The organism is Candidatus Hecatella orcuttiae (genome assembly GCF_002009985.1).
Lineage (GTDB): Archaea > Thermoproteota > Bathyarchaeia > Hecatellales > Hecatellaceae > Hecatella > Hecatella orcuttiae.
Genome location: NZ_MTLX02000005.1, coordinates 683,449 through 701,208, shown reverse-complemented (window position 1 = coordinate 701,208; position 17,760 = coordinate 683,449). Strand labels below are relative to the sequence as shown.

The following is a 17,760-nucleotide window of genomic DNA, read 5'->3' as shown; positions in this document are numbered from 1 at the left end:
TAAAATAAAATTTCACTTTCAATCCTCATTTTATGAGTCTTCCTATTGAAACCTCGGTGCTTACGTAAGGGTAATTACGCTCTCAAACTCTTTCAATCCTCATTTTATGAGTCTTCCTATTGAAACTTTCACACCTGAGATTGCGGAGCGCTTCGGCGCCTTTCACTTTCAATCCTCATTTTATGAGTCTTCCTATTGAAACAAAAAGACTCAGAGAGGAGGATGGAGGTTATAAAGACTTTCAATCCTCATTTTATGAGTCTTCCTATTGAAACAAACAACAGGCGACTGGTAGGATGACTAATGCTATACTTTCAATCCTCATTTTATGAGTCTTCCTATTGAAACTGATTCTCCTGATTTTCTTGGGAGCGCAGTATGTCGCTTTCAATCCTCATTTTATGAGTCTTCCTATTGAAACTTAAAGAAGGTTGAAGGATGATGTTCATACAAATAACCTTTCAATCCTCATTTTATGAGTCTTCCTATTGAAACTCGATGATCCAGAAAAAGCCTTATCCACCGCAATACACTTTCAATCCTCATTTTATGAGTCTTCCTATTGAAACATAAAAAATGATGTTTTACAAGGAGACTGATTTTAACTTTCAATCCTCATTTTATGAGTCTTCCTATTGAAACCTGCTCCTACGCCTTTACCTGCACCGACACCTACGCCCTTTCAATCCTCATTTTATGAGTCTTCCTATTGAAACATGAGGGCTAAGGTGGTCAAGGAGCTTCGGGAGAATTCTTTCAATCCTCATTTTATGAGTCTTCCTATTGAAACGTGCCTGAAAAAATAAAAAACGATTTCAGAATTACTTTCAATCCTCATTTTATGAGTCTTCCTATTGAAACCATCTGAGGCATTTCCATTTTCGCTCAGTTATTTCGACTTTCAATCCTCATTTTATGAGTCTTCCTATTGAAACTTCTCCCTCGAATTTGCCTATTTTAACCGCTTCAACTTTCAATCCTCATTTTATGAGTCTTCCTATTGAAACTAAGAAGTTTCCACTTCACTGCCATCGGGAAACTTGACTTTCAATCCTCATTTTATGAGTCTTCCTATTGAAACTGCAGGTGGAGCTGGAGACAGCCGGCCGCATCTACTACACTTTCAATCCTCATTTTATGAGTCTTCCTATTGAAACCTGGATGACCAAAAGGGACTTTAGGTAAATAATATGACCTTTCAATCCTCATTTTATGAGTCTTCCTATTGAAACTTGTTCAACTTTTTTTAGGATGTTTTCCAGTCGGTCTTTCAATCCTCATTTTATGAGTCTTCCTATTGAAACTTGGCTGAAAACCACAACCTCAGCCAAGCCGAAGTCCTCTTTCAATCCTCATTTTATGAGTCTTCCTATTGAAACCCGAAAATGAAATTCCTCGGTTCAGCAGAAAACTTAACCTTTCAATCCTCATTTTATGAGTCTTCCTATTGAAACCCCCACCCGCCGCCCACTTCCGTGTCCCAGTAATGTGCTTTCAATCCTCATTTTATGAGTCTTCCTATTGAAACCGGCATTTTGGGCATTTCCCCAGTGGGCCATCGGAAGCTTTCAATCCTCATTTTATGAGTCTTCCTATTGAAACTTGTCGGCCCACCAAGCATAAAATCGTAATTCTCCCTCTTTCAATCCTCATTTTATGAGTCTTCCTATTGAAACGGTATGAGCGCCTCCACCCTGAGGTGGCGGTGGAGCCTTTCAATCCTCATTTTATGAGTCTTCCTATTGAAACCGTCCCTTACCTACGGTTATTTTTTGTTGATAGGCATTTATCCTTTTTGGTTCAAGACCTCCCCTGTGAACATTAAAAAATCGATGTGGGATATATGAAGGCGTTCACATTAACCACAGTATCTGGTGGCTTCACAGTAACGGCATTTCTCGCTCTGAGATTTACGCGGTATTTTCTCGCTGAGAATCAACTGCCTTATCTTTTCCAAGTCAGCGAGTAAGTTTTTCTTATCCTCGTATGTTATTGAAACCGTCACTTGCTTATTCTGTATGGGAAAATAGAGAATACCCGTATCTATAATCTGATTAAATTTTCTCTCCAAGAGAATGGCGTAGGCTGTGAGCTGTTTTTTCCTGCTTCTGAACGCGGCCACATAGTCGGAATATTTCAGCTCCACCGGCATAATTTTACCGTTCTTAAGTTTGATGACAGTATCTATCTGTCCTGCTAAACCCAGCTCCGCATCCTCTAACGCCAGTTTTTGGTATATTTCTTCCACATCGCTTTTCCTGAAGCCGAAGACCGATTGTCTCTCCTTCAGTCTTTTTATCTCTTTCAAGTGCTCATCTTGACCCATAGCCATTTTTCTTTTCTGCACCACAGGAACCCCTAAAGTTCTTAGAAAGTAAATTTTCCTAGGACAGTAGTAATACTGGACTATCTCCCATACGTCTATTGGAAGTTTACCACCGGAGGAAGAAGCCTTCATACAGCGGTATCTCTCCCCTCAAGTATTTTCCAATCTTTCTAGCCTGGTTTACTATTAGGTCACACCATCTGACCTTCTCATCGCCAACAGCCACGTATTCTTCAAATCTTTCCAATACCTCTGTCAACAATGTCCTTCGAGCTTCATCGCCTAAAGAGCAAACATTCTCCTTTACTGTGAAATTTTCAGGAGCAACCTCCTTCCTCGATATAAGCTTGATGACACTCTTATCGATGAGCTGCTGCCTGAATTCTTCCATTAAATCCAAGACCAAACTAGGCTTTCCAGGACGGTCGGCGTGAAGAAAGCCGCCGTAAGGGTCTAAGCCGGCAAAGTGCACAGCACGCCATACTTCGCCTTCTAAGATTCCATAGCCATAGTTCAGCATGGCGTTAACAGGGTCAGGGGCGTATCTTCCCGATCTCCCCTTAAACCCGAATTCCTCTGGGATGACTTGAGCGACGCCAAGCCAGTATAGGGCTGAGGCGGAGCCTTCGATGCCCATGACGGTGTCCCTGACTGATTCGATGTTCTTTCCCTCAACATGCTCCATCTCCGATATTTTCGACCGTAGTTCTTCTCTTTTGTTGTATATTTCTTCAGCTGAGCTTGGGTTAGTGTCTTTTCTCCTTTTGGCTAAGGTGCCGAGGGTTGCATATTGGTTCTTTATCTTTGCTAGGGCGAACGCTTTTCCGAGAACCATACTTCTAGCATCCTTGTAGGCGTAGTATTGTTCTTTCCTCGTTTCAACGGTTCTCATTTCCAAAGGTGCAAGACGTGCGGTGAGTTGACCTCTAGAATTCAGGAAGATTATGTCTACACCGTTGGAGGACAGGAAGTTTATGGCGTCGAAGCCGATGGACCCCTTACCGGTCACCAAGATCTGTCTCAATTCTTCGGGTAATGCTTGGTGGACTATGCTTCCGCCGTCTTTCACAATTATTCTGTTACCTTTCCTACCTACATATTTTCCAAAGCCGTCGACCACCAGACGCTCCATAACTCACCCACCCCTGCAACTCATGTAGTAGATGCAACTCTCATCGCAGACATTTGGCGTGCCAGGGTCTTTCCTCTGGGCCACAATCTCCAGTTTACGGTCTCTCTCTTCTATCCACCAGCTGCGCAGGTCGTTGTTGGCGAAGAAGAGATCTTTCTTGACCACGATTTTATCGTCAAGGAAGTTCAAGTATAGCACGCAACATATGTCCACTGGTACTTCGTGCACGCTTTCAAAAACCAGAGCATAACCCACAGGGGATAGCCTATGCCAATCTTCTTGTTTGCTCTCCACCTTCAAGTCGAACATGATACAGCGAAGATAGTCGTAGCAGTCAAGGCTGAGCAACCCGCTTAAGCCTAGGAGTTCACCTGAAATCTTATGCTCTACTAGGAAGGGTAAAGCTGAGGCCATTAGGTCGTAGTTGGATGCGAAGGGCTGCTCAGTAGAGACGTGGGCGTATTTGGCATGGCAGGTTTTTTGCACATGGTCCCAAACTTGCCTGGCACGTTTCTTAAACAGGTCTCTGTCACCTACCATTCCTTCCCAGCGTATTTTCTTCCACCAGTCTTCAAAATTCAAGCTGTCCCTAGCTATGATGGCTTGGAGAGCGTCGCTGACGACGCCGTGGAGAAGTTTCCCTAAAGATACGTTGAAGTTGAGGGTGGGGGCGACTTTTTTCACTTGGTTCAAGAAAATGTCTCGGTTGGTTGGACAGTATTTTGAGCATACAGCGTACATGGGAATCTTTTCGTTGTAATAGGGTTTGAGGGGGGATTGATGCCAGTTCCATCCCCGTAGGTCAGGGTTCACACCCACCTCTCTGGCAGTTGGTAGAAGTTTATGGAGGAGCAGTTTGTGCTCTAGCTCGGAGAGGAAATACATCATCCTTTACCTCTAAACGATTTTTACATGGGATTTATCGATAAAAATTGCTTCTTTGCTGGAGACGATGTGGCAGAGGCTGGCGCATTCGTTGCAGAGCCGTATTATGTATACGCTGTCGCGTTCTCCCGTTACGAACTTTTTTACTTGCTGGGCGAGGATGTGGCGGTCGTGGGTGTTTAGGTCTCCTTTAAAACCACTGTACTGGATCCTCTCAAGGCCGAAATCTTGAAGTAAATTAGCAAGCTTAGTTCGACTGTCATCGTTGGAGATATCATAGATGACTAGGGTCATCATAAACAAGCTCACCTTTTTCGATGGTGATCTGAGATCACCAAATGGATTAAAGAACCTTCTACGACCCTTAAGCCTTACCGGTGTCGGTTGGATAAATGTGGACAAACTTCCGGAGAAGCCATATTGTAAATGTTTTAAGCAGATAAACGGTTTATGTTTATGGCTGAAAGACTACCGTAATATTAAGGGATAACTTAGATGTTAAAGGCCGAAAAAGGGGCTAAAGGGGACCTCCAAGACAATTAACGAAATTTTGGCTGAGCATTTAGCCGCCAGCGAAAGTATTATGGAACATGAAGAAAACCTCCGTTAAGGACCTCCGCGACCACAGGGACCATTTAATGACTTCCTATGCAATAGACTCCGCGTAAATAGAATATTTTGTGGGGTCTAGGCTGGGGTGAAAGTGAAAGAAATCCAGGGAGGGCAAGGAGAAGAAACTAACTCCAGCAATAGGTTTGACGGAGGTCTGCGCAAAGACACCGAAGATTGAAGATGGCTGATGCCTCCAAAGTCTCCAATTTTTTGGAGAACCTCCCTCCGGGGGTCATCCAATTTTTTGGACATTTTAAAACTACAGAGCTAACCCAGTATTATTGCTCTCCCTTAGTATTATTTTCTTCTTAAAACAGGAAAATCGCCGTAGAACAAAGCCTGTAGAGACTTGGCCGCCAAACTTATTGCAGTCATAACGCCGCGGAGCAGGCTGCGAGGGCTGAGAAAAAAGCTGGAAGCGGGGAAAGCATGCTGGCGTAGTACCGCGTTGCAGGCTCTCTGGCCTCAGTGTTAGGGTGACCCACAAGCCCCTCTGAGGGGGGTTAACTTGGCGTTTCAAACGGAGGATTGGTTAAATCTTGGAGGAAACCGCAGCCAAAGGAGGAGTCAGGGCCGCAGCCGATGATGAAGCCTAGGTTCAGAAGCCATCTTCCCACGTCATCCAACTCGCTGAACTCGTAGTCCACAACGCCGGTGTATCCTTTAAAATATTTTTTCTCACTGCGCTTAGAACGTCTCTGGAGGTGGTGAACATGCACGGAATGATTTACTATTTGCCCGCTGCATTTGAAGTCGGCTACCTCTGAGCCGTCGCCGTATTCGTTTACGAAGCCTATCAGCCTCCTACGAATCATCCACAAAAGCCTCTCAGGCGTGGGAGGAAAGCAGCTGCCTGTGAAGGGAGTTTTGAAGCCGACTTTTACACGGTTGTCAGGGTAAGGGGGTATGTCCCTTACGTCGACAGATTTCATGTTTGCCGGCATTATGACTCCCCTCTCGTACACGGTTTTCCCTGAAAAGGCGCAGATGCCTTTTTCCACTTCAAACCTGCTTAGGCCGTAGTGGCGGGTTGAGCCGAGGCCGACTTGCCCGAGAAAATTCATGCCCAAAAGGAGGTGGGGAAGGTAGCGTCGGAAATCTCCTAAGAGGAGGGCTTCTACGGTGAGGCAGGCGTCCTTTTCAATATCCATGGCCTTACCGAAAAATGGGGGAATCAAGATGACAGGTTTAGACGGAGGCGCATAGCCTCTTTTCGCCTCGCTTCTCATGTGAGTATGATAGAAAAGGCATTGAAGACGTTGATCACATGAAGAACACTCAGCATTAGGAGATGGGCACACAGCTTTTCTTAGGTTTTGGCCGAAACCTCCCCGAAACATAGAACCCATCCAGTAAGGAAACCTAGCAGGAGAAACAAAATTGAGATGTAATACTATCTTTGATACGAATATCATGCATTGTCCCTCATTCTTTATCAGCACGCGTATAGATTTAAACTTCAAAAAATATCAAAGAAAAATTTGCTAAAACCTTTGCTCGAGAGATAATCTCCGAAAAATAGAAAACCCGCCTGCCGCCCGCTCTCAAAACTGATGGCTCAGAGCCATAGACTAGAAATACTTTATGGGCCGTCGAAAGTCTCAGGTAGGCCCCCGAAGAGACCTAGGTAGGCAGCCTACCTCCGACGTGACCGAGGCCCTTTTCTCGGTGACCGACGCGAAGCATTTCCTCTACTGTCCCCGGATTGTCTTCTTCGAGCGGGTGCTCCATGCAGCTCCTAGGCTCGGCTTCAGCAGGAGGAAAACCTCAGGCTCCACGGGGAGCTGAAGGAGATGCTGCGGCTACAGATGGATATGCCGAACATAGCCTTGGTTAGGACGGAGTTTCCCACACTGGTTTAAGTGGGAATGTTTATATGGTGGGATAGGAATCTCATTTGAGGTGGGAATTTGGATCCGTTGACGGCTAAGGTCGATAGGAAGGGTAGAATCGTCATACCTGCAGAGGTTCGCAGGGAGGTGGGCCTCTCGAAGCGGGTTAGGGTTAAGGTCGAAAAGGGTAGGGTTGTGCTAGAGCCCATAGAAGACCCGTTAAAATCCTTGGAGAAAATCGTCGTCAAGGGTACGAGCAACGTGGAGAGGGACATCAGAAGGCTGCGGAGGGCTGCTGAGTGTAAGCTTTTGGAGGCTTAGGCTCCGTGATCTTGGTCGAAACCGACGTCCTCCTAGCCCTCGTGTCCAAGGGGGATAAACACCACGGTGAGGCCGTCAGGCTTCTCGACATGTTTGAGGGGGAAACGCTGCTCTCCCCCTATGCCCTAGTAGAGCTAAACCTGCTGATAAGGTCGGGTGAGGTCGCCGTCAGGGAAGTTGGAGCCTTCTACACCGCCCTCGGAAACCTCCTAGAATACAGGGCCGTAGACCTCTTGCCATCCAAACCACTCTACCACGCAAAGGCCTACGAGCTCAGGCGCAGGTACAAGCAGTTAACGTATTTCGACAGCCTCCACGCAGCGGCCAGCATTGTCGAAGAAGCCGGACTGGTAAGCTACGACAGAACATACACAAACATAGCCAACCTAAAATACAACCACCCAGCCAAATACGTTTAAAGCTACCTTCGGAAACCGGAAAGAAGTTCTATTTTAAATAAGTTTCTAATTCTGGAAAAGAATATACTGCTTCATTTAACATAGGAGAATAATGATAATGATTTTGGATACGTAATACTCTAGCAGCAATCCAGTCACATATTACGAGGGGACCAGCAGTAATAGAATAAAGTTTTAGGTAATTTTTTGGTGCAGTTCTAAGTTCATTCAGTATCCTAGTAGATAAGCCTTTAAGACTCCTTGTACTTTTAAGGTCACTTTCTAGCTCTTGTAGTGCTGAAGACACTATTTCTCTAATCAGATGCCCATCTAGTTTTAATCCGTAGTGAGCAATATCTATTAATTTAGGCAATAATGTGTATAGCGTTTCATTAAGATACTCTTTTAAATTGATTTCTTTAAGAGGTGTCTCTGATTCTATAGCTCTGATTCCCTGATGATGAAATAGTATAGATGCAGTTGCGATCTCTTGTAGATTCTTAAACCTATCATATAAACTTAAATTAAAGAGTAAATCTTCTATCACTCTCCAACATAACTGAGCTGATAATACTTCATGCCATGAGAAGTTTGGTTTATCTTTACATTCACGACATATGATGGCAGTTTTAGGACATCTCTCTTTAAATTTTATGGTATTTTGATACTGTACATGAGATTTTCCGATGTCATGTAGTAAAGGTATAAGTCTGATGATAAACTTTCCCACATCATTAAACTTATAGTTTAATCTTCCGCTTAACGTTTTTATTATTCTGTCTTCAAAGGTTAATTTAAAAATCTCAGAAGTCTTATGTGAGTGCTCCTCAAGCCTTTCACCGCACCAAGAATATGCTAGCTCGCTATTCAATGATTAAGCCCTCTTTTAGTTTATAACTGTCTTTATGTAAGATAATTGCTAAGGGTATCTGATCACCTTTTCTAAGTTTTCGCATAGCCTTATCTAGTTTATATAAAAGGAAGCATTCCTTGCCTCTTTCAACATTCTCCAGTATTTCATATATGTCCTCTGAAAGTTCTGATCTTAAATTATTGCCTTCATGAATTAGTATAGCAATCTTTTGTTCGTTAACCTTTAATATTTTCCTCCATTTATCTTTCAAGAAGCTGAAAGTTAGTGGAAGCATGCTTTTATATGCTATCTCTAAAGCTTCGCGTCTATTTTTAAATTTTTGACTTTCACCTTTCCATGTTGAGGTAGCTATAAATCCTTCATCCCTAACGAAACTGCAAAGTTTACGTTGAAGCTCTAAACTCTCAGAGCCAATAAAATAGTGGTCTATTTCACGTAAAACGTTTATCAATTTTTCATCGACAGAATATTTGAGGCTAGTATATATTTTTTCCAGCAACCATTTGTAACTTATGAGTCCGTTGTAAGTTTCATATCTTGTTGAAATTCTCCATCCTATCTGTTTCCCTTGATTATGCGCTTTTCTCGTATGATTAAGCGTGGATTTAACAAGCTCTTTATCGTAGATGCCATCTCCGTTTCCCGTAACTATGTAAACACTTGGATGAATTTTCCTTTCTTTTAAACTCCTACCAATCCGCCCAACTCGTTGGATAAGAGAGGTAAACGGTGCAGCATCGCTGATTAATATATCAAAATCTATATCTACTCCAGCTTCTATAACTTGCGTACAAACTAGAACTATCCCACTATTATCTTGTTCAGTTTTCTTGATAAGCTGTAATGTATTTTCCCGATCCTCAACACTCATCCTACCATGTAGTACGAAACATTGTAGATTCCTTTTTTTCAGTTCTTCCTTTAGGTCTTTGTAGGTTTTTAAGGCTTTTTTCACAACATTTCTGACCACTAAAATTTTTACATTTCCTAATGTGCAATACTTCAGAACGATATTCTTGATGTCAGTTTCATCCACTATATTTTTCAGTTCCGGATTGTTTTCCTGAATAATACGGTAAAAATCTTTATCAACACCAGTACTAAAGCATCTAATATTTCTAAAACCAGTAGGAGAGCTTTCCCTTATTTCCTCTGTACTTAGCGCAGGATCAACTCCGATCATAAAAATGTCAGTATGATTGGCAACATGTTGAAGTAGGCTATGTGTGTAAATATTTGGCATAGTTGCTGTCATAACTATTACTGGCACTGAAGATTCAGTGAGCGCTCGAATAGAGGCGCAGAACGCTGTAAACATTCTATTATGCTTCTGTTGCAGCTCATTTTCACTAATTTTAATCTCACTTGAAAAAAGATGAGCTTCATCAAATATGATAAGAGACGAGTATATAGCATATCTCGGAATGTCAAAATGACTGTGCTCTCTGTACATTTCAGCTACTGGCCTTTTAAATAAGTTGTGAATAAATGAATCTATAGTGGTATAAACAACCTTAGGCATCATGTAAGGTGATTTTTCAGCATCTAATATGTGCATAGCTTGCGCTCCAATTGTTAACTCACTATTCAGTTTCATCTCTCTTTTCTTTTCTTTAGCTTTCATGTATAAATCTTCAATAATTGAGCGGAGAGGAAGCACATGTATTAAACGTTCACCTAGATAGTTACTACTGTGTGCTAGTGTATTAGCTATAGCTATGGTACACGAGGACTTACCATAACTAGTTGGCGCTGAGAATAGCACCAAAAATTTGGAATCTTCACCCTCAAGTTTTTTATCAATAAATTCAAGTAATACACGTACAGCAGGTCTAGGTGTATATCCATATATTTGCTCAAAAGATTTTAGGGTGCTTGAACACATCTTTCCAATGCATCCTTGATGCCTAAAACTAGATATTTAAATTCATCTAAATTTCTTATCGGTGAATATTTAGCTTCTTTTAAAGCTCTACCAAACCTGTCGCCTGTTGTAGCGTAAGTTGACCTAGCTACGTGGTAAATTACATCGGCAGACTTTAAGGCTCCTGTAGTTGACAGATAGATGGCCTGTGCAATCTCATATCCGATCCTTACGATCATCCGTTGATTTATATCCTCTGTTTCCCAATCGCTGAGAGCGAAAGTTAAAAGTCTTAATAACTTTTCACGAATGTCGGTTTTTAAGTAGTTTGTGAAACGTAACAGACCTTCATCGACGAAAACATTCTGAGACGATAATAAGGAGGGCCTATTCCCAACCTCGTTTATCATCACTATCTTGATAGGGTGAACACCAAGTTTAGCTATTTTTAAGGTTGAGGCAACTCTAAAAATTACCTCAGGAACTAATCTACACTTCACTTCATTGATGAAACCCTGTAAAGCTTCACATAAACCTATCGCACCAGGATCGAGTACTGCGACATAAACAGTTGGTCCATTTCTTATAGTTCCAACTAGAGACAAAGAAGCGCCGGCTAATGTAAATATGAAGGTATGAATGTCAAAGTATAATCTAGCATCTTGGTAGCGTTGCGGAAGAAAAACCCTCCTACCCGCATAATAGTTAAGTTTAAAGAGTTGAGCAGCGGGAATTGTTGGATTACGCCCAAAATAGAAGATGTCGTTATCTATGGGCCCAGACCATCTTAAAACGCCTAAACTTTTTAATATTTCTTCTACATGTTTTGGGTTGCTTTCGAGCCAATCAGCGTAACTGTTAAAAACTCCAGATAAATCCTGAGGGAGTTTTTTTGAGAGTTTTTTGATTCCAGAAAAAAGTTTATTTTTAGCACTCCTATCAGGGGGATAAAACCTTAGATTCTTTTTTCTTGCACTATTTCTTAAAACTTCTACATATGCTTTTGCTAAATTAATGGTAGAGCTTACTTTGATAGATGCTTCCATTGTCTTTACATCAGGCATGCCTACCTTTACACACATGTATGCAAGTGTAGTTAGCATAAAATCTCTAATTAAGAATCCTTCTGAGGGTAGTTTCACAATAACTGATAAACGAGTAGCGCACATAACTAAGCCATCCAATCTTTTAAAAGTATCACTGTATATTCTGGTGATCCGTCTGCTGCCGTTAATCCTATGCCCTGCTCGGATAGATGGACAGTAACATTCCTTTGACCGAAATTTAATTTGTCTAAAGGTAGAATGTATCGAGTTCTTGTCACTTCTTCTCGTTCGGCTTTATCCTTTCTACGGAAAGTCCCTCTCCAATGCGGAGAGATATACCTATGTTCCCAGAATTCGCCTTCACAAAGTTCTTGAGGCTTATAGTCTTTAACGGCTTCAGCTGGTAAATAATAACTAGTTTTTAAGGTGGTTTTATCTATAACTTTTGCGTCAATAACTTCCACATGCTTAATGACTATTATTCCTTCTTTACTACCTAATGTTAATATACAAAAACCTGCTCTCTTCAGCTTGTCTTTCCAGTCGCTTCCAAGCTTTTTTTCAGCATTGTCACTTCTAATAACATAAATGATGTTAACATGGGAATTGGCAGCATATATTTTACCGCTTGCATGTACCCCAAACCACATTGCACGTTTAGATTCAACTCTATGTTGAACTTGTTGGTACGGTATAGCAGAGGAATGTGTAAGGTCGCTCCAAGGCGTTATTGCTATTGTATCCTTTGAAAATCCAAAATGGGCTGAAATTATAAAGTCTAATATTTTTGTAGTGGAGCTTTCAGGCCTATTAATCTTTGGGTTAACTATACATTCAGACCAATCCTCAAATTGATATGCAAGCCCTCGAGCTAAGGCACCAAATAAGGTTGAAGGGGGAGGACATAATAATGCCATTTCCGCAGCCGAAGTTGTAGGTGTTTTAATGGAGAAACCCCATGCAAGATCCGCATTAAGTTTTAGCAGATACCAATCTACCAATCATAGTCACTTAGTCTTAAGCTCCTCGGTTACATGTTTAATTATATTTTTAAAGACCTCCGAGACGGTTTCAGTTCGTTTTAGATTAACTCGTTCTTCAGAAACTTCCTTTGTTCCTAGACCTTCTTTATTAATAAACTGCCCATATGATGATTCATTTGTAATAATTTCTGAAAATCGCTTGGCCCTCTTGCTTGTATCTTCGACGTAATCGATTCCATGAGCTATGGAGGTTGTAAATGGTAAAGGTTCACTAACGACTGCTACGAGACTTCTAAGTTCACCTACAGGATTATGACGTGAAAGATGTGCACCGAATAGTTTATTCTCTAACATGTGGGTTAAAGCTTTAACTGCGAGTTCTATCCGTTTTAGTCTTTCATCTTCATTTACTACCATCTCTTTTTTCATCATACTAGTGTAACCAATCGCACCTAAGTCTATATTAAAATGAAATGCATAAAGTGCCGAGCCTAACTCCACATAGTATATGCTATGTCTAGCGGGATCCGGAGCGTATCTCACGTGGAATTGAGCTTCTAAAGCAGAGGTTCTTATCTGATCATAGGCTGGAACCATAAAACCGACTTGAAACTTAGAAGTACGCTTAACTGGAAATTCTTCTGGTAAAAGGAAGCCACCTATATCTTCAACTACGCAGTTGTTTATAAGGGATTCTTCCATGTAATGGATAGATAATGAACGTAATTCATTCCAAGCGCTATCCAGTTCTTCACGGCGCTTAGGAGGATTTTGTTCTTTGTTTTTAATCCATTCATCGAAGCTGTTTGCCCAGTGGCTTGAAACTTTGTTTACCAGATTTTTCATATCCATAATACGTTGTTTTAACTCATTCCAGTTTTCCATTCTTCTGCGTTCAGCAAATCTTTCGATAATCTCTTTAAGTTTAATTTCCCAATTCTTATCACCAAATATTTCGCGATCTCCATGTTTAACGAAGAAAGCTCTTTCACAGTTAGTACACACCGGTAGATTTTCTTGTTTTGCAAGTTCAGCCATCCAGCGTTGGTAGGCATTTGCTATGCTCTCCCCACTTATAACTGGTGTATAAACCAACACGTATTCATTTTTATTGCTACTTGGGACTATTATAGGAGCTCTCCTATGTCTGACAACGTTACCAACGCTTTCGACCATATTTAATGCTTCAACGTTTACAAGAAAACGGGCTGAAACGCTTAAAAACATGCTTATCCTCTCCTGTAAGGTGTCAGTGAAAGAAGTGCAACTCTGCGGGCTAAGCTTAAACCCTCAAAACCTTTTTCTTTAACTTGGCTTACAAAGCTGTCGAGCTTTTCTTGACTTGGAAGATAATCTGGTACCTTAACGTAGCGTACACGTTTACCACGTAACTCGGTTGAGCCGCTTATAACTTCAACAACTTTTCCTTCCTCTGCTAGTTGATAGCGAGGGTCGTCAAGTTTTTCGGTCCAGTCAACTATTTTCATGGGCTCATCTTTGTTCTCAATCTTTACGATTGAGGCTTGCCTTATTAATGCGTTAAGGCTTCTCATAGCGTCGTAGAGTGCATGTTCAACTGCTTCAGGTGTTAGGGCTCCGGCTATACGGTCTATTAAACCGTAAGCCCCCATTCTGGCAAACACGCCTAAGACGTCAACCACCTCTTGGAATTCTTCCCTAAAACTTTCTTTTAACGACATAATTAGGGCCCCCGTAAAAATATTTTTGGGTCTTATATGCTTTTTAAATTTTTCGGTATTTTGAAATAGAAAAGCCTATATTTCAATTTTATGAAATGTTTTCCTAATAAGTGAAATTGGGAGGCTGAAGCTTGTCTAAGACTTTCATTAACACTTTCGGCTTTACCGAGTCTGCGGTTTTGGCTCCGGTGGTTAGGCTGGGGCTTAGCCGGGACGATAAGCTGGTAGTCCTCGTTCCTAAGGGCATCGGGGACGAGGCCAGAGTTTCTAACGCCATGGAGAAGTTGAGGGAAATGCTGAACGCCATTTCCGGCGGAACCATAGGCCTCGAACGCCTAAACATACCGGTGGAAGACTTTGTCCAGGCCGTAAGCTTGGTTAAGGGGCTGATCGAGCGGGAAGCCTCTAGAGGGGAGGTCTACCTCAACCTCAGCGGGGGGATGCGGGCCCTCGTCCTCGAAGCCTACACCGCCGCTTTACTCTCCGCCATCAATGGGGTAAGGCTCTCGTTCACCGACCTAGAACTTGAAGGGGCAGCCGGAACGGTTAGGCTAACACCTCTAGGTCTTCTCAGGAAACTTAGCGAAACAGAACGCATGGTCTTAAGAACGCTGGGCAACAGCGAAGGCATGATGGAAACAGGCGAGCTTCTGAAGGCCCTCGACGTAAGCTCCTCAACTCTTTCAAGGGTCCTACGGAGGTTGGCATCCGATGGGTTCGTCACTCTTAGGAGGGAAGGCAGAAAAATCCAAATCCAAGCATCAGAGTTGGGCAAGATGTTGACATAATCCCGACAGTCATTCAAACCTTTACTGTTCCTGTGATTTTGTTAGGAGTTTTGCCGCTTCGAACAGCTTGTTCAGACCCCTCCTATGTCGGAGTACCCGGCAAACCTAGCCAGCACGCAGGCGGATTTACATCCGATCTTGAATCTTCATAAGAACTAAGGAACAATTTTCTTATTTCTCATAATCTCCTAGGGCTACTTTGCTGCTGGAGATATTCAACAGTAAGATAACTTATCGCTGAGGGGAGTTAGTTCAAGACAGGGTAAAGGTGGGCGTCCCTGTAAGATTTGCAGCCCGCCTCCGAAGCTTCAGGTAGCCGTGAAGGGTCAGACAGAGCGAGGAATATCTCTACGCCAGATAGCCGCCAAAGTTTGCGCCTTAGGCGTGCCGGTGAGCAAGGATGCCGTTGCTAGGCATCGGAAACACTTCGTTCTAAGACAAGGCCTTAGACTCAAAATGGTCCGTGGTGAACTTGAAGCCGTCAAAAAAGCATTAGAACGTCAGACTCACGGTGTCTCGAAACCCCACCCCTGGGGTGAGGCGCCCCTGAAAAGGCTTGGACGAACATGCCTCTATTCAACTCACTATTTTTCTTAAGGTCTAGGAAGAAAAAAGGAACGGGTTAAATTTATTGGATAGTGGCGGAGATAGCAGGTTTATTGCATAGTTCACTAAACAGCTGGCTTAATTTTTGAGACGCCCACCGCCCCTAAAGCGGCTGTCCCTGCTGTTCAGCTGCAGTGTAGGTCGTAGAAGCATGGAGTGTAAACGGTGAGGCAGTTGACAACATATGAAGAACATTGGGATAAAGGGTCTTAATCAGAATAGTTTACCTACTCCTAATTTGATAGCATTTTCCTTAAATCAGCTAGCTTGCAAGTGTAGCGCTATTTAATTTGACCGTTATCTTCCAAACATTTTCTCAAATCGAGATTTAGGTCGTTTGCCCAGCCTATCTAGGATTTCCTTTGCAACAGACTGTAACTGTTTGTCTCTATCTTTCTTGTAAACTTGGACAAGAGCACCTATAGCTTTTTCACTACCAATCCTGCCAAGAGCCTTTGCCGCTTCTATTCTAAGTTCTACCTTTGTGTTTTCGTTTAAGATTTTGATAAGAGGCTCTGCTGCTCTTTCATCTCCAATTTCTCCTAATTTAATTATCGCCTGCTTACACCTAAAATCAAAAGGCTCATCGAGCGTTTCGATCAGGGTTTGGATAACAACATTGAGCACTTTTTCGCCCCCGATTTTCATTAGCGCCACAACTGCGTTGTCTCTTATTCCCCAAGTTTCATCGTCTAAGATTTTGATAAGATGTTCCGTTGCTTTCTCATCCCCAATTTCACCTAATCCTACCACCGCCCACAAGCGTGTTTTATAATCAGTATCATTGAGAGCTTGAATTAGGGGTTCGATAGACTTTGCGGTTAACTTGCTCGCGACTTTGAGCAGTGCTTCTTCAGTTGACCGAATTGCTTTGAATCTCAGGTCATCATCCTTTATGAGAGAAAGGCCTTTGAGAGATTTGAGGAGGGGTAAGTATGCTCTCTCATCACCTATTTCCCCTAATTTAGCCGCAACATTTCTGGCTATGACGGAGTTGCCCCATCTATAACCAATACCTTCTTCAACTGCTTTTATGAGAAACTCAGTGGTATCATCACCATCGTCGATCTTTAAAAGAACATTGATTATCTCCAAACAAAGTTCAGAGTCTTTTTCACCTGCCTCGTTAAACTTTTTAATCAAAGGCGTGATCACATTTTTTCCAACTTTTGCAAGAACACCGGCAGATATTAAAGATAAAAGCAGACTTCTAGAGAGCGTGTTAAAAACATTTCCTTCAAAGAGATATTTGCCAATGGTGGATGTAGATTTAGATGACAGCTGTTCAAGAAATCTATCGATGGTTATATTCTCTGATAATAAAGTTTCTAAAATATAAAATAGGGTTTTTTGTTGGCCTTCCTCAACCTCTTTGATAGTAAATAAGATATCCTTTATTATTTGAACGAAACCTTTCACAATTTCATCTGATCTTGAAACTAACTCATCGGGGTCAACTGTTTTCGTAGCTTTCCCTGACCATTTGTAGGTATTCGGATAATGAGTTTCGTCTTTATATCCACCCCAATATCCAGCGTTATATTCGCAGCTTAATGTTTCTATTAGGAGTAAACGCCCAGAGCGAAGAAGCCAAATCTCGCATATCTCTCCAATTTTACGATTTGCTATCGGCTGCTCGTAGAGAAGAATACCTTTATCTGCATGTTTGCCACTTTCTTTTACGTATTCTTTTATAATTGTTTCTATGGGTCTTCTATAGGGTGGCGGCCCGGTTATGGTTTCTTCTTCAAATCCAGATTCTAATCGTAAATAAATGGGCTTCCATTGTTTAATGTAAGGTAAAATTTGGTCAGCAGTTTTCTTTAAAAATTCAACTTTTTGGCTCGGTGATTCTGCTGTTCTGGTTTTTTCGATGAGTTGTAATGTTTCCTCTAATTTTACTAAGGTTGGTGGCTCACTCATTTTTATCTCCTTTCATTTCAGATTTTTTATGGTGGTTGTCCCGCTGTTAAGATAATCGTGAAAAACACGAAGGCTCCTGTAGCAGCCGTTAATAGGAGGGTTGGCATGCTAATTTCTCCCACGGATACTAGGGGTATACTTATCAAGCAAGGTGTAAGCAGTACCGTGAGCTGAGTCTTGGTATATGTTTTCCTTTACGTTAATCCCGTAGAGGACTCCTGTTTTGTAGATGTTATTTTTTACTGTTGGCGAAGCGCTCATAATGCTTACTCCCATGGCTTGATGCCGTTCACTTCGTGAAGCCAACGCCTTATACCTGAATCCTTCATATGGCCCTTAGTCATGAGATGCCCCATTAGGTGAAGTACTACTCATTTAATAAATGTTAGTAGGCTTTCATATTATGAGCTCTAGGTGAACAAAGGTTGGGAATATTTGATAAGCTGTTTTTGGGAGAAGACACGCATGCG

The 17,760-nt window shown here is 42.0% G+C and carries 16 protein-coding genes and 1 CRISPR repeat array (1 of these 17 only partly in view); of the genes, 4 read left to right on the top strand and 12 right to left on the bottom strand.

Features of this window, described 5'->3' with window-relative positions:
- A CRISPR array of direct repeats spans positions 1–1,749; the repeat unit is 37 nt; unit sequence CTTTCAATCCTCATTTTATGAGTCTTCCTATTGAAAC (it extends 2,635 nt beyond the left edge of the window).
- 109 nt (positions 1,750–1,858) lie between these two features.
- The 5 genes from cas4 to BWM17_RS06650 form a co-directional block, all read right to left on the bottom strand.
- On the bottom strand, positions 1,859–2,458 hold the full coding sequence (gene cas4, locus BWM17_RS06670) for a CRISPR-associated protein Cas4 (protein ID WP_309493159.1): 600 nt from the start codon (positions 2,456–2,458) through the stop codon (positions 1,859–1,861).
- Entirely contained in the window at positions 2,433–3,458 is a 1,026-nt protein-coding gene (cas1, locus tag BWM17_RS06665) for a CRISPR-associated endonuclease Cas1 (RefSeq protein ID WP_309493158.1), read from the bottom strand. The genes cas4 and cas1 overlap by 26 nt, the downstream gene beginning before the upstream one ends.
- 3 nt (positions 3,459–3,461) lie before the next feature.
- Positions 3,462–4,346 (bottom strand): type I-A CRISPR-associated protein Cas4/Csa1, encoded by an 885-nt coding sequence (gene cas4a / locus BWM17_RS06660; protein WP_309493157.1) that lies wholly within the window; start codon positions 4,344–4,346, stop codon positions 3,462–3,464.
- Positions 4,347–4,355: 9 nt separating this feature from the next.
- Positions 4,356–4,640, bottom strand: coding sequence for a CRISPR-associated endonuclease Cas2 (cas2, locus tag BWM17_RS06655; protein ID WP_309493156.1), 285 nt, complete (start codon positions 4,638–4,640; stop codon positions 4,356–4,358).
- Between the two features lie 818 nt (positions 4,641–5,458).
- Positions 5,459–6,184, bottom strand: coding sequence for a hypothetical protein (locus BWM17_RS06650; protein ID WP_309493155.1), 726 nt, complete (start codon positions 6,182–6,184; stop codon positions 5,459–5,461).
- 355 nt (positions 6,185–6,539) lie between these two features.
- Here BWM17_RS06650 and BWM17_RS06645 point away from each other — a divergent pair, with 355 nt between their 5' ends.
- The 3 genes from BWM17_RS06645 to BWM17_RS06635 all read left to right on the top strand — a co-directional run bounded on the left by BWM17_RS06645 (position 6,540) and on the right by BWM17_RS06635 (position 7,527).
- Positions 6,540–6,743, top strand: a complete 204-nt coding sequence (locus BWM17_RS06645) for a hypothetical protein (protein ID WP_309493154.1) — start codon at positions 6,540–6,542, stop codon at positions 6,741–6,743.
- Positions 6,744–6,865: 122 nt separating this feature from the next.
- On the top strand, positions 6,866–7,108 hold the full coding sequence (locus tag BWM17_RS06640; RefSeq protein ID WP_309493153.1) for an AbrB/MazE/SpoVT family DNA-binding domain-containing protein: 243 nt from the start codon (positions 6,866–6,868) through the stop codon (positions 7,106–7,108).
- A 5-nt stretch (positions 7,109–7,113) separates the two neighbouring features.
- Positions 7,114–7,527, top strand: coding sequence for a PIN domain-containing protein (locus tag BWM17_RS06635; RefSeq protein ID WP_309493152.1), 414 nt, complete (start codon positions 7,114–7,116; stop codon positions 7,525–7,527).
- 28 nt (positions 7,528–7,555) lie between these two features.
- Here BWM17_RS06635 and BWM17_RS06630 read toward each other — a convergent pair whose 3' ends face one another.
- Genes BWM17_RS06630 through BWM17_RS06605 form a run of 6 tightly spaced genes read right to left on the bottom strand, consistent with a single transcriptional unit; the run spans position 7,556 to position 13,973 of the window.
- Complete coding sequence (locus tag BWM17_RS06630; RefSeq protein WP_309493151.1) at positions 7,556–8,377, bottom strand: CRISPR-associated endonuclease Cas3''; 822 nt, start codon at positions 8,375–8,377, stop codon at positions 7,556–7,558.
- Positions 8,370–10,265 (bottom strand): CRISPR-associated helicase Cas3', encoded by a 1,896-nt coding sequence (gene cas3, locus BWM17_RS06625; RefSeq protein ID WP_309493150.1) that lies wholly within the window; start codon positions 10,263–10,265, stop codon positions 8,370–8,372. The genes BWM17_RS06630 and cas3 overlap by 8 nt, the downstream gene beginning before the upstream one ends.
- Positions 10,247–11,386: a hypothetical protein gene (locus BWM17_RS06620; RefSeq protein WP_309493149.1), complete on the bottom strand. Its 1,140-nt coding sequence runs from the start codon at positions 11,384–11,386 to the stop codon at positions 10,247–10,249. Before BWM17_RS06620 ends, cas3 begins: the two co-directional genes overlap by 19 nt.
- A 29-nt stretch (positions 11,387–11,415) precedes the next feature.
- Positions 11,416–12,291 (bottom strand): type I-A CRISPR-associated protein Cas5a, encoded by an 876-nt coding sequence (gene cas5a / locus BWM17_RS06615; protein ID WP_309493148.1) that lies wholly within the window; start codon positions 12,289–12,291, stop codon positions 11,416–11,418.
- A gap of 6 nt (positions 12,292–12,297) precedes the next feature.
- Positions 12,298–13,500 carry a DevR family CRISPR-associated autoregulator gene (locus BWM17_RS06610; RefSeq protein ID WP_309493147.1) on the bottom strand — a complete coding sequence of 401 codons (1,203 nt, stop codon included), beginning with the start codon at positions 13,498–13,500 and terminating at the stop codon, positions 12,298–12,300.
- Positions 13,501–13,502: 2 nt separating this feature from the next.
- A complete protein-coding gene (locus BWM17_RS06605) occupies positions 13,503–13,973 on the bottom strand; it encodes a hypothetical protein (RefSeq protein ID WP_309493146.1) in 471 nt (156 codons plus the stop codon).
- A gap of 131 nt (positions 13,974–14,104) precedes the next feature.
- Here BWM17_RS06605 and csa3 point away from each other — a divergent pair, with 131 nt between their 5' ends.
- A complete protein-coding gene (gene csa3, locus BWM17_RS06600; RefSeq protein ID WP_309493145.1) occupies positions 14,105–14,761 on the top strand; it encodes a CRISPR-associated CARF protein Csa3 in 657 nt (218 codons plus the stop codon).
- A 903-nt stretch (positions 14,762–15,664) separates the two neighbouring features.
- Here the strand turns inward: csa3 and BWM17_RS06595 are convergent.
- Entirely contained in the window at positions 15,665–17,290 is a 1,626-nt protein-coding gene (locus BWM17_RS06595) for a HEAT repeat domain-containing protein (RefSeq protein ID WP_309493144.1), read from the bottom strand.
- Between the last annotated feature and the right edge of the window lie 470 nt (positions 17,291–17,760).

Coding starts and splice junctions, on each gene's coding strand:
- BWM17_RS06650 (WP_309493155.1), bottom strand. CDS start 6,184: ATGAGAAGCGAGGCGAAAAGAGGCTATGCGCCTCCGTCTAAACCTGTC.
- cas4a (WP_309493157.1), bottom strand. CDS start 4,346: ATGATGTATTTCCTCTCCGAGCTAGAGCACAAACTGCTCCTCCATAAA.
- BWM17_RS06610 (WP_309493147.1), bottom strand. CDS start 13,500: ATGTTTTTAAGCGTTTCAGCCCGTTTTCTTGTAAACGTTGAAGCATTA.
- BWM17_RS06595 (WP_309493144.1), bottom strand. CDS start 17,290: ATGAGTGAGCCACCAACCTTAGTAAAATTAGAGGAAACATTACAACTC.
- BWM17_RS06605 (WP_309493146.1), bottom strand. CDS start 13,973: ATGTCGTTAAAAGAAAGTTTTAGGGAAGAATTCCAAGAGGTGGTTGAC.
- cas1 (WP_309493158.1), bottom strand. CDS start 3,458: ATGGAGCGTCTGGTGGTCGACGGCTTTGGAAAATATGTAGGTAGGAAA.
- cas2 (WP_309493156.1), bottom strand. CDS start 4,640: ATGATGACCCTAGTCATCTATGATATCTCCAACGATGACAGTCGAACT.
- cas4 (WP_309493159.1), bottom strand. CDS start 2,458: ATGAAGGCTTCTTCCTCCGGTGGTAAACTTCCAATAGACGTATGGGAG.
- BWM17_RS06645 (WP_309493154.1), top strand. CDS start 6,540: ATGGGCCGTCGAAAGTCTCAGGTAGGCCCCCGAAGAGACCTAGGTAGG.
- cas3 (WP_309493150.1), bottom strand. CDS start 10,265: ATGTGTTCAAGCACCCTAAAATCTTTTGAGCAAATATATGGATATACA.